Genomic DNA, 11,354 nt, shown 5'->3' with positions numbered 1-11,354 from the left:
GAAGGAGTACGGATGCGTCGGCGGCTGGCTGCGGGGTTGACGCCCGGCACCTGGAGCCCCCTCCGCGTCTGGCTCACCGCCTTCCTGGCCTTCTTCGCCCTCTCCGCCGCCTGGGCCCTGGCCTCGCCGCTGACCTCGGTCCCGGACGAGCCCGCGCACATCGTCAAGGCCGCCGCGACCGTCCGCGGCCAGCTGCACGGCACCCCGATCGCCGTCACCACGCACAGCTGGAACCAGACGCACGTGGTCCCGATGACCGGCTACCGCCTGCCCAGCGCCTACGCCGCGCTGAACAACCTCCACGAGTGCTACTTCGCCAACGCGCACATCCCCGCCTCCTGCGCCCAGGGTCCGGGCAACCAGCCCGGCACCGCGATCGCGGGCACGACCGCCGGCGCCAACAACCCCCTGTACTACCTGGCCGTCGGCTGGCCCAGCCTGCTGTCCGGCGGCACGGTCGGCATGTACGCGATGCGCCTGGTCTCCGCCGCCCTGTGCGCGGCGATGCTGGCCAGCGCCGTGGTGACGGCGTTCCAGTGGAGTCGGCGCCGCCGCTACCCGCTGGCGGCCGTCCTGGCCGCGGCCACGCCGATGGTGATGTTCCTGAACGGGTCGGTGAACCCGAACTCGCTGGAGGCCAGCGCCGCGATCCTGCTGTGGACAGCGGTCCTGAGCCTGCTGACCGACCCAAGACCGGAACTGGCACCCCGGCTCCTGACCCGCGCCGGACTCGCGACACTGGCCTTGGTGTCGGTGCGCCAGCTGGGTCCCGCCTGGGCGCTGGTCATCATCACTTGCGCGGTCCTGGCCGGCCAGCGCCGCGCACTGCGCGACGTGCTCAAGCGGCCCGCGGTGTGGCTGTGGGGCGCGGCCATTGGAACTGTTGGACTCGGAGCGTTCGCGTGGACGGCACGGTTCAGCGTGCTGGGCAGCACTGCTTCGACCTTCCCGTACCTGACGTTCTCGGTCGCGGCCAAGCACACGCTCGGCGCGAGCGTCGAGTACCTGCGGCAGATGGCCGGGTTCTTCGGCTGGCTGGACGTGCGGCCGCCGTACCACCTTGAGGAGCTGTGGTTCGTCCCGGTCCTGGCCCTGGTCGGCGCGGCCTGCGCGGTCGGCAAGGTACGGGAGGTCCTGGCGATGGTGCTGCTGGCGATCTCGGTGGTCGCGATCCCGGTACTGGCACAGGGCCGCCAGGCACAGACGCTGGGCTATATCTGGCAGGGCCGCTACATGCTGGCGGTGGCAGTCGGCCTGCCGCTGCTGGCCGCGGCGATCCTGACCAAGCGCGAGCCGGGACCGGAGCGGCTGGGCCGCGCAATCCGGCGACTGCCGGTAGCCGTGACGGTGACGACGCTGGTGTTCGGGTTCTTGATGTTCTATACGACGCTGCGGCGATATGCAGTCGGCGCTTATGGGGCGTGGATTCCGCTGCATCCGGATTGGTCGCCGCCGGGGTCGCTGGTTTTGGTGGTGGTGTTGTATTTGGTGGGGGCGGGGTTGGCGGGGCTGGTTGTGCTTGGGGGGCGGGGGCCGTATTTGGTGGAGGTTGTTGATGAGGGTGGTGTTGGTGGAGATGAGCCGGTGGCGGTGCCGGACGGGCCTGACGAGGTTGGGGTGCCGGAGCCGGTCAGTGTGACGACGGCGGCGAATGGCGGGTTGGGGGCTGTTTAGGGATCGGGGCTGTGGAAGCACAGTCCCTGCTGACTTGCTGTGGTTCAGCGAGGTCTACGGGCCGGGGTCGGTCGCGGAGTAATTGAGCATCCTGCCTCCGCTGCCGGCCTCCGAGGTCGGCAGGGCCCCCGGCCGTGGCACCGATGTCCGCCGAAGCTTAGATCTCGGCCCCGGGCGGCAGGTAGCGCCGACTGGTCCGGCCCCGAAAGCCGTCGCGGAAACCACGCAACATCGCCAACGCGCGTGGGCCGCGCGGCGCTTCGATCAAGGTCCGCAGCAAGAACCACCAGACCAGATAGGCACCGGTGTTGCGACTCCACGCCGGGGCATCCTTGCGGTGCTCGCGGATGAGGATGGTGCCGTTGCGGGCGATCCAGTAGAGACGCCAGGTGGGGTGCCGCGAGGAGGCCACCGAGACACCGGGAAGCTTGTGCTGATTGCGCTGGCCGAGGCTGTGCGCGAGCTTGTGGCGCTTGTCGCGGAGGATGCGGAAGCCGGCGGCGCGGACGCGGAGGCAGAAGTCGTTGTCGACGTGGTCGACGAAGAAGTCGGTGCGGAAGGGGCCGACCTGGTCCAGGACTGTGCGACGGACCAGCATTCCGGAGGTGATGACCGCGTCGCGGTCGGCCACGTCGGGGCCGGCTTCGGTGCCGGGTTCGTAGAAGCGGCCCTGTTGCTCGTCCCAGGGGGCCGGGGCTGCGATGCCCACTGTGGGGGTGGTGAAGTGGGCCGCGAGGCCTTGGACGAGGTCCTCGGGGAGGACTGAGTCCTGGTCCAGGAAGAGGATCAGGTCGGGGAGGGTGGGGAGGTCGGGGAGAGCCGCGGTGTCGGCTTCGGCTTCGCCGTTGATGCCGGTGTGGGCTTCGCCGTTGGTGCCGGTGTGGGCTTCGCCGTTGGTGTTGCGGTCAGCGGGCTTACAGAGTTCGGCGACACCGGCGTTGAGGGCACCGGCCAGGCCACGGTTGCGACCGTCGCGGAGCACGGTGACCCCGGGCAAGTCGGACAGCGTCTTCACCAGTGCCTCGGCGTCGGCGGAACCATTGTCGGGAGCGCCGTCGGGAGTGTTGTCCACTACTACTACGCGCGAGCAGCTCTTAAGCGCCGCCTCCACAACCGCGGTCAGACGCTCGTCGGGGTGAAAGGCCGTGGCTACCGCGGCAATAGTCGGCATTCCGTCATCCTAAACGAGCGCCCTCGGAGCCCGGCGCCGCTGCGGTAGCCTCAACCGTCAAGCACCGTTCACCCGGGGGCGGAACCGGGGTGGAAAACGTGGGAGCGGTCTGTGGACCGCTGAGGGGGCTTCGAACGTGGCAGTTGTCGCCGACCGCATTCAGATGCCGTCTTTCGCGGCGTTAAGGGCGCTGCGGGCGCGGGTCGATAGTCAGGTGATGAGTCAGGCTGCTGTGGTGCTCGCAGTGGTGGCGACAGGTGCTGTGGCGTTTCTGTCGCTGCGGCGTACCGGGGGTTATGGGGCGCCGGACACCATATGGGCTGAGGACGGGCGTCAGTTCTACCAGGGATCGTTGCAGCTCAACTTCTTCGATGCGCTGTTCACGCCCTATAACGGCTACCTGCACTTCGTGCCGCGCGTCCTTATAGAGATCGTCCGTATCTTCCCGCTGGCGTGGGCCTCTACGGTGATCGCCACTATGGGAGCGCTGGTGACGAGCTCCTGTGCGTTGCTCATCTATAGGGCCAGCGCCAAGCACCTCCACTCCCCCGCTCTGCGGATCGCTGTAGCGGCGCCGGTTGCGTTGCCGTACGTCGGACAGTTAGAGCTCGCTAATAACTTCGCGTGCTTGCACTTCTTGTTACTGTATGTGGCGTTCTGGCTGGTCATCTGGAATCCGGCGCGCGGGTCGTTGAGGATCCTCGCGGCGTGTGTGCTGTTCGCGACGGTGGGGAGCGATCCCGTTGCGGGGATCTTTCTGCCGTTGGCGCTGTTGCGGTTCTATGCGGTGCGGGGGTGGCGTGGGGCGTTGCCCGCGGTTGGTATTGGGGTGGGGCTGGCGTTCCAGGCTGTGGGCATTGTGTTCCGCAACGCTTTGCATGGACGCGGGATATCGCCGCACTATGACATCTGGTGGGCGACTGACCAGTACTTTCAGACGGTGCTCGGACAGGGGCTCTATACCGAACAGCTGAACGAGCGGCTTGGGTTCATCATGCCGGCGGGTGATGCGCACTACTTGGCGTGGGCGGCGGCCGGGGTGGTGTTGGTGCTGGCTGTTGTGCGGGTGACGCGGCCGAACTGGCCGGTGGTTGTTATGGGGGTTCTGCATAGCGTGCTGTTGTTCGATGGGCTTGCGATGCAGGGTGGTAGTGATGCGCCGCGGTACGAGATGCCGGCGATCTGTTTGTTGTTGGCTGCTGTGGGTGGGGCGTTGACGTCGGGTGAGGGCTTGCGAGCCGGGGTGGAGCGGGAGTCGACGCGTGGCTCGTCGAGCGTGGTTTGGAGCGCGGTCTGGAGCAGGGTCTGGAGCACGGTCTGGAGCGTGCTGAGGGCTGTGCCGGGGGTGGTGGCGCTCGGGTTTGTGGTGGGATGCATCTTCGGCGGCTATACGCAGCCTACGAACGTTGACTGGCGGTCGAAGGGGCCGTCGTTCGATGCGCAGCTGTCGCAGGCTGCGGCGGTCTGTGCGGACAAAGCGCGTTCCGACGTGCAGATCGCTATGGCCCCGTCGTTCGCTTCGTGGACTATGACGGTACCCTGTGACCTTGTGCGGAATCGGGATGACTTCTTCCAGCTGAGCCCGTGATGACGCCCACGACGACGCCAGAGGTGACGCCTGAGATGGCGCCGGCGAAGACGTTTGCGGGTGTGCGGTTCAAGTATGCGGTCCACGTTGTCCTGGGCATGTGCGCGGTCACGTTCGCGGTGCTGCTGGTTGCGGGGCGCAAGCTGGACTTCTTCTATGACGAGTGGGACTTCGTCGACAAGGCTGAGCGGTGGCGGTTCGGCGACTACTTCGTTCCGCATCAGGAGCATTGGTCCACGGTGCCGATGGTGATCTACCGCGTGCTGTTGGGGTTGAACGGGATGCATAGCTATTTGCCGTTCATTGGTACGTTGTTGGTGTTGCACTGTGCGAATGCGTTTTTGATGTTTTTGCTGGTGCGGCGGCGGGGTGGGGATGCGTTGGGGGTTGCGGCGGCTGGGGTGCTGTTGGTATTGGGGCGGGGGTCGGATGACTTTATTTGGGCGTTTCAGATTGGGTTTTCGTGTTCGGTGTTTTTTGGGTTGATGGCGTTGTGGTTGTTGGATGGGGGTACGGGTCCGGGTCCGGGTCCGGGTCCAGTTCCGGTCGCGGATTCTGAAGTCGACGCCGATGCTGGCGTCCATGCTGGAGTCGATGCCGATGCCGATGCCGATGTCGATGCCGACGCTGATGCTGATAGCGATGCCGATGCCCGTATCGGAGTCGGCGCCAAAGCCGAGCGGCCTTCGCGGCGCGCATTGGTGGGTGGGTCTGCGGCGCTGGTGTTGTCGCTGGCGTCGTCTGGTGAGGGACTCTTCTTCGTGGCTGCGGCGGCGGCACTGTTGGTGGTGCGCGCTCCGGGCACTGGGTGGTCACCCGCGCGGTTCCGAGTCGCGGGTGCGACGTTGGTGGCGCCGATCCTTGCGTATGCGGTCTGGTACGCGCTCTACGGTGCGAAGCATGCCGATGTCGCGCAGTCGCCGATGTCGCTGCATGCGGTCCGCGGGCTGTTGACCTTCGTGCCGGTCGGGATCGGGGCCGGGGTCGTGGGGATGGTGGGGCTGGACTGGCATCAGGCTTGGTTCGGGTTCGTGGTCTTCGTGGCGATGTTCGTCTACGTCTGCCGGCGAGGGCGGAGCGCCGCGTTGGCGATCGCGATGGGGGTTGGGGTGGTGGCGCAGTTCAGCGCTACCGGGTTGGTGCGGGCGCAGTTCGGCCTCCACTTGGCGGGGGCGTCGCGCTACGTCTACATCGCGGCGGTGTTCACGCTGCCGATAGTGGGCGAGGCGCTGCGGGAGATCGCGTGGAAGCCACGAGCGCGGGCGGTGTTCGCCGGGGCTGTGGCGGTGAGCTGTGTTTGTGGGGCGTTGGTGCTCAGCAGCGCGATCAGTCAGCGGACGCGGCAGTTCGAGCGGCAGAAGGCGATGTTGCAGACGGTGTGGTTCCACCGCGATGATCCGCGCTTGGATCTCGATGCGGTGATCGATCCGGAGGATGCGCCGACGTTGACAGTGCGGCTGTATTTGCAGACGCGGAGGGAGTTGGGGAGTCCGTTGCCGGAGGTCGACGCTCGGGGGTTGGGGTTGATGGATGCGGGGGCGGTGGCGCGGGCGCAGGGGAATGTTTTGCGGGTGGGGAGGTGAGGGCTGGGAGGGTGTGTGCGGTTTGGGTGTAAGTGCGGTTTGGAGGGTGGGTGCGGTTTGAGGGTGAGGTGCGGTTTGGGGGGTGTGGGTTTTGGTGGTGGTGCGGTTTGGGGTTAGGTGCGGTTTGGGGGGTGTGGGTTTTGGTGGTGGTGCGGTTTGGGGTTAGGTGCGGTTTGGGGGCGGGGTTAAAGGCTTTTTTGACGACCTTCGGCCACGGTGCTGACTGGTCAGCTGCGGTCCTTGGGTGGGTGGTGCTGTCGATCTCCGAGAGCTGTTGCGGGGGTGGGGAAAGGCCAGGTCAAAGGCCAGATCAAGGTCAACTGCGCCTCCGGCGGCCCCTCCGGGGAGGGCCTCGCTCTGGAAAGAGTGGGCCGGGCGGCTACCTTGCCTTAGCGCTGTGGTTCCGGTTTCGGTCCCGGTCTTTCCGTCGCATCGTCGCCTGAAGGAATCACACCGCCCAGGCGGTATCAAGGCGACCCTTCAGGCTTGTGCCCCGGCTGATGCGAGCCTTGACACCGCCTGGGCGGCGCGATTGGCTGCGCCCGCCGAAGCGACGGAAAGACCGGAACCGAAGACCTAACTTTGGGGCAAAGCAAAAAGCGAGGCAATCGGTTGCGATGACCACCGGTCCTACTGGCCGCCGCCGGTTGAGGTGGTGGCGGGGCGATCGGTCGCGATGGTGTCCGGTCCTGCTGGCCGCCGCCGGTTGAGGTGGTGGCGGGGCGATCAGTCACGATGGTGTCCGGTCCTGCTGGCCGCCGCCGGTTGAGGTGGTGGCGAGGCAGCCTGCGCACCATCCGGGCCGGCGAGCGTGCGGCCTGGGATGCTCGCCGTGTCGACCCGCTGCCCACCATCGCCTTCGGCGGCGATGTCGTCCTGCTCTCCCCGGAGCTGGCGGGGATCACGGATGCGCACTACGGCGACTTCATCGCGGGCAACGTCCTGGAGGAGGGTCTCGGACCGATCCTGGCCCGGGCCTGGCAGCTGCTCTATGTCACCGAGTTCATCGACGGCCTGGCCGCCTGCCGCGCTACCTGCCGCTTCTTCGACTTCTGCCGGGGAGCCGCAGCCGGGAACCGCTACTCCGAGAACGGCGCCTTCGACTCCACCGAGACCAACTGCTGCCGGGTCCCTCGCTAAGGGCAGGTCAATGCCCTGATTGACACCACACGCAAGGAGTAACCATGAGCTTGCTGGTCGCACTCACCGAATCCGCGTGACCGCAGCGTCTGCCCCAGCTCCGCCAAGCAAGGCAGAGCAGACGCCGATCCGCCGAGACGATCAGCCCTCGACCATAAAGTGAGTCCATGGACACCCTGACCATCCGTGCCACCACCGCCGAGCTGCCGGTTCTCGATGCCGACGAGCTCACAGCCGTCCGCTCACTGGGCGACGACGGTGGGCGGCTGTCATTGTTCGAGTTCGCCGACGTAAGCCTGCGGACGCTGGAGTTGGCCGACGCCCAGCTGTTCGACGGCCGGATCAGTGCGGTCATCGCCGAGCGCGGCCATCTGCGTGACCTGCACCTGTCCTCGGTGGAGTTCATCGGCTGCGACCTGTCCCAGCTGCGCTGGGAGAACAGCAGGCTCCACCGGGTGCGGTTCGCCAACTGCAAGCTGCTCGGCGCCGCTCTGACCGGGCTGAGCCTGGACGATGTCGTCTTCGAGCGCTGCCGCCTGGACTTCGCCGAGTTCGCGGCGGCCCAGGCCAAGGGGGCGGTCATCTTCTCTGGCTGCTCTCTGCCCGAGGCCACCTTCGAGGGCTGCGACCTGTCCGGGGCCGCTTTCGATGACTGCAATCTGCGGGCCACCACCTTCGGCTCGGGCACCTACAAGGCCACCGACCTGCGCGGCAACGACCTGTCCGGCCTTTCCGGAGCGGTCAACCTGCGCAAGGTCGTGATCGACCGGCACCAGCTGACCGACCTGGCTGCCGCCTGGGCCGAGGACCTCGGCATCGCCTTCGGCGACGAGCGCTGACCCCGCACCATCGGCCAGTAGGAGAGCAGCCATGGCAACCCGCATCGCGTTCATCGACCCCGAAGCCCTCGTCGAGCGTTGCGACGTCGCCACGGGCGTCCGCCTCACCGCCGATGACGCCGGCTGGGAGGACGGCGCGGTCGTTCCCCTCGACGACTGGCAGCCCCTGACCACTGAGCAAGCCGCGCAGCTGCGGGCCGACTCCACGACGGATCCGAACACGGTCGTGGAGGTCGTCCGAGTGCCGATAGACCGCGCCGCCGCACACGTTAGTTGGGCTGAATAGGGGCCTGGCAGCCCCTCACCGCTTCCGCGCCGTCACCATCGCGAATCCCAGCAGTTCGCCGCCATCGGCCTCCAGCATCTCGACCACTGCCTGCTGCTCCTGGGCCTGCTCCGGGCGGTGTTCCGCCAGGGCTCGGGTCCATAGCAGCCAGTCGTGCCAGCCTTCGGGGTGGGGGCGGGCTGTGGTTACTGTCACCAGGTCGGTGATCTCCCAGTGGAAGCGCCACCAGTCCGGGGTGTGCCAGGCTGCTGCTTCCCAGCCGACCACTGCTTTGATGTGGGCGGGGATCGTGCCGAGGTCGCGGGGTTCGCGGTTGAGGGCTGGGGTCGCTATGCCGAGTTGGCCTTTGGGGCGGAGGAAGCGGGTCAGGTAGGGCAGGTAGCTGTCGGCTGTGCCGAAGTATTCGTAGGCGTCGATGCAGAGGATTGCGTCGAAGGCTTCGTCGGGGAAGGGGAGGGTGTGGGCCTCGGTGTGGACTGCTGTTACCTGGTCGGCGACGCCTGCTGCGGTGAAGATCTCTTCGGCGGTGCCTTCGGGGAGCCACCAGTCGGTGGACACGACCTCGGCGTCGTATTCGCGGGCGAGGAAGACTGAGGTGGCGCCTTTGCCGGCGCCCAGGTCGAGGATGCGCATGCCGGGGCGGAGGTCGAGGTCCTGGAGGAGGTCTTCGAGGAGCCAGAGGGGGTGCGGGCCCATGTCGAGGGTGAGGAGCCAGTGGGGGTCGTAGCGGGAGGAGCGGGGGTAGCGGTCGGGGCGGGTGAGGGCGGCTATGGCGCTGTCAGCGGTTGCCACGGCGGGTCTTTCCCGCGCGGCGGGTGGGTGTCAGTTCGGCGCCGGTGGGGAGGTAGCGGAGGGTGTGTTGGCGGGTCACCGCGTCGCGGACGCCGCGGAGTACGGCTCGGGCGTGGGCCGGGCGGTTGTCTTCGAAGACGACGGCCTGTACGGCGGCGCGGCCCAGGTACAGCACCGCCGTCACGGCCCAGGCGGGTGAGAAGCGGCCCTGTTCGCGGATGGTGATCAGGCCGTTGCGGACCTGCCAGTAGTCGCGCCACGGCGCTTTGTGGGTCACGGCCACGCGCATGCCGAGGAAGGTGTGGGTGCGCCGCTCGCCGATGGAGTGGGGCAGCTTCAGGCGCTTGTCCTGGATGATGCGGGCTCCGGTGCGGCGGACGCGCAGGGAGTACTCCAGGTCGGCGTAGTCGACGAAGAAGTCCTCGCGGAACTCACCCACGCGTTCCAGGAGGGAGCGGCGGATGAGCATGCCGGAGGTGATGGAGATGGCCCGGTCGGAGACGTCGCCGTGGCGGCCGGAGAAGGTCTCGTAGAAGCGCTCGTGGACCGTGTCCCAGGGGGCCGGGGTGGCGATGCCGATGCCGGGGTCGGCGAGGTGTTCGGCCAGGCGCGGGACGACGTCGGGGGCCAGGACGGAGTCCTGGTCGAGGAAGACGACGGCCTCGGTGTCGCGGGCCAGGCGGGAGATGCCGAGGTTGAGGGCGTGGGCCAGGCCGCGGTTCACACCGGGGCGCAGGACGGTGGCGGTGTCGGAGGTGATCCCGTCGGTGATGGACGGCACGCCTTCGGGGGTGTTGTCCACCACGAGCGTCTGGGCGCAGGCGTCCCGCACCGACTCGACCACGGCGAGCAGGCGCTCGTCGGGGTGGTAGGCCGTCACTACGGCGGCGATTCTCACTGCGTGTCCTCTCAGACGGCCGGAGCCGCTGCCGGTTCGCTGCCGGGTTCGGGGACGCGCCCGGCCGGCACGGCGAGCGCCGGCACGGGCGTGGTCCGGAGGCGCGCCGGGCGGTGCGGCGTCCAGTTCTTGAGTTTCAGGAAGTGTTTCTCGACCAGGTGCCAGGACAGGAAGGCGGCGGTCCAGGCGAGCCCGACCGACAGGGCCAGGTAGGGCCAGTAGCCCCAGCGGTTCCATCCGAAGCTGGCCAGTACCTGCTGGCCGACGAGGCCGTATATGTAGATGCCGTACGAGTAGTCGTTCTTGCGCCCGATCCAGTGCACTTGGCGCGGGAGGCGGCAGGCGGCAGGCGGCCCAGACGATCAGGTAGGTCAGGACCGGGTAGCCGATGGCGAACCAGCCGCCGAGGATCAGCGTGCCCAGGCATATCAGGAGCGCGGCTATGCCAAGGCCGTCGTGGATCGGGATGCGTTCGCGGTAGAGCTCAAGGCTGGCGGCGGCGAGGAACAAGAAGCCGAGGTAGACGACCCAGCGCACGTCGATGCTGCCGAACAGGATGGTGTCGAACCGGGTATAGGTGGCGACCACGCCCCCGCCCCAGCCGTGGGTGAGGCGGAAGTCCAGCAGGATCCGGGCATAGAGGAGAACAGCGAGCAGGGGCACAAGGCGGCGAGCGGTGCGCAGGACGCCGGAGATCAGGAGGGCGCCGACGACCATGTAGCAGAGCAGCTCGTAACACAGCGACCAGAGGGCGCCGTCGAAGGCGCTGGCCTTGGTCAGCCGCCCCCAGGGGGTGCTGCTGGCCAGCAGGTCGTGGATGCCGGACTGGCGGACGCCGGTCCACATGTTGTTGCGGACGTAGCCGAAGGGGCCGCCGTCGGGGCCGGGGCCCCAGAAGCCGCGCAGGGTGCCCCACTCGTGGTAGGCGATCAGCGGCGCGACACCGAAGGCGGTCACGACCAGGCACACCCAGAGGCCGGGGAAGATGCGCAGGACGCGGTGCCAGCAGTAGCGGCCGAAGCCGGTGCGGCGGGCGCTGCGGGTGATGAGCATGCCGGACAGGATGAAGAAGCCCGCGACGGCCAGCCCGCCGAGCGCCTGCTGGTTGCGGAACTGCTCGCCGAGCAGGTCGGTGCGCCCGAAGCCGAGTATCCCGCTGTGGGAGACGACCACGGACATCGCCATCGCGAAGCGCAGGAAGCCGACACCGTTCTCGCGGCCGGAGAAGGTCTCGTCCAGGGTGCCGCGGTAGCCGCGGCGGGTCCAGGCCGGGAAGTGGGCGATCAGGGCCGTCACGGCCCGGGAGGCGGCCGTGCCGGGGGTCCGGTCCGCGGGGTCCGCCGGGACGGGGCCGGACGCCGCCGAGCCCCCCGCCGTCGTCAT

Annotated in this window: 9 protein-coding genes; 6 read left to right on the top strand and 3 right to left on the bottom strand. The window is 68.0% G+C overall.

All coding sequences use genetic code 11. The features are described from left to right. The first annotated feature begins 12 nt into the window (after positions 1-12). Positions 13-1,674 carry a DUF2142 domain-containing protein gene (locus ABD481_RS02185; RefSeq protein ID WP_344663762.1) on the top strand — a complete coding sequence of 554 codons (1,662 nt, stop codon included), beginning with the start codon at positions 13-15 and terminating at the stop codon, positions 1,672-1,674. Between the two features lie 157 nt (positions 1,675-1,831). Here the strand turns inward: ABD481_RS02185 and ABD481_RS02180 are convergent, their stop codons facing one another. Continuing rightward, positions 1,832-2,845, bottom strand: coding sequence for a glycosyltransferase (locus ABD481_RS02180; RefSeq protein ID WP_344663761.1), 1,014 nt, complete (start codon positions 2,843-2,845; stop codon positions 1,832-1,834). 136 nt (positions 2,846-2,981) lie between these two features. Between ABD481_RS02180 and ABD481_RS02175 the strand changes: the two genes are divergently transcribed. The 5 genes from ABD481_RS02175 (at position 2,982) to ABD481_RS02155 (ending at position 8,281) form a co-directional block, all read left to right on the top strand. Continuing rightward, positions 2,982-4,433: a hypothetical protein gene (locus ABD481_RS02175; protein ID WP_344663760.1), complete on the top strand. Its 1,452-nt coding sequence runs from the start codon at positions 2,982-2,984 to the stop codon at positions 4,431-4,433. Further along, entirely contained in the window at positions 4,433-6,016 is a 1,584-nt protein-coding gene (locus ABD481_RS02170) for a hypothetical protein (RefSeq protein ID WP_344663759.1), read from the top strand. Before ABD481_RS02175 ends, ABD481_RS02170 begins: the two co-directional genes overlap by 1 nt. 714 nt (positions 6,017-6,730) lie before the next feature. Further along, positions 6,731-7,156: a radical SAM protein gene (locus ABD481_RS02165; RefSeq protein WP_344663758.1), complete on the top strand. Its 426-nt coding sequence runs from the start codon at positions 6,731-6,733 to the stop codon at positions 7,154-7,156. Between the two features lie 167 nt (positions 7,157-7,323). After that, on the top strand, positions 7,324-7,995 hold the full coding sequence (locus tag ABD481_RS02160; RefSeq protein ID WP_344663757.1) for a pentapeptide repeat-containing protein: 672 nt from the start codon (positions 7,324-7,326) through the stop codon (positions 7,993-7,995). 31 nt (positions 7,996-8,026) lie between these two features. Next, on the top strand, positions 8,027-8,281 hold the full coding sequence (locus ABD481_RS02155; RefSeq protein ID WP_344663756.1) for a hypothetical protein: 255 nt from the start codon (positions 8,027-8,029) through the stop codon (positions 8,279-8,281). Positions 8,282-8,296: 15 nt separating this feature from the next. On the opposite strand, the gene ABD481_RS02150 is transcribed toward ABD481_RS02155, so the two are convergent. Both ABD481_RS02150 and ABD481_RS02145 read right to left on the bottom strand, forming a co-directional pair. Next, positions 8,297-9,073 (bottom strand): SAM-dependent methyltransferase, encoded by a 777-nt coding sequence (locus ABD481_RS02150; protein WP_344663755.1) that lies wholly within the window; start codon positions 9,071-9,073, stop codon positions 8,297-8,299. Next, the gene (locus tag ABD481_RS02145; protein WP_344663754.1) at positions 9,060-11,354 is read right to left on the bottom strand and encodes an acyltransferase family protein; all 2,295 of its coding nucleotides are present in this window, start codon (positions 11,352-11,354) and stop codon (positions 9,060-9,062) included. The genes ABD481_RS02150 and ABD481_RS02145 overlap by 14 nt, the downstream gene beginning before the upstream one ends.

Source organism: Catenulispora yoronensis (assembly GCF_039531695.1).
Classification (GTDB): domain Bacteria; phylum Actinomycetota; class Actinomycetes; order Streptomycetales; family Catenulisporaceae; genus Catenulispora; species Catenulispora yoronensis.
This window is presented reverse-complemented; position numbering and strand designations above follow the sequence as displayed.

What these genes read in the sequence shown, in the direction of transcription:
- ABD481_RS02180 (WP_344663761.1), bottom strand. Translation starts at nt 2,845, where the DNA reads ATGCCGACTATTGCCGCGGTAGCCACGGCCTTTCACCCCGACGAGCGT.
- ABD481_RS02160 (WP_344663757.1), top strand. Translation starts at nt 7,324, where the DNA reads ATGGACACCCTGACCATCCGTGCCACCACCGCCGAGCTGCCGGTTCTC.
- ABD481_RS02170 (WP_344663759.1), top strand. Translation starts at nt 4,433, where the DNA reads ATGACGCCCACGACGACGCCAGAGGTGACGCCTGAGATGGCGCCGGCG.
- ABD481_RS02155 (WP_344663756.1), top strand. Translation starts at nt 8,027, where the DNA reads ATGGCAACCCGCATCGCGTTCATCGACCCCGAAGCCCTCGTCGAGCGT.
- ABD481_RS02145 (WP_344663754.1), bottom strand. Translation starts at nt 11,354, where the DNA reads ATGACGACGGCGGGGGGCTCGGCGGCGTCCGGCCCCGTCCCGGCGGAC.
- ABD481_RS02185 (WP_344663762.1), top strand. Translation starts at nt 13, where the DNA reads ATGCGTCGGCGGCTGGCTGCGGGGTTGACGCCCGGCACCTGGAGCCCC.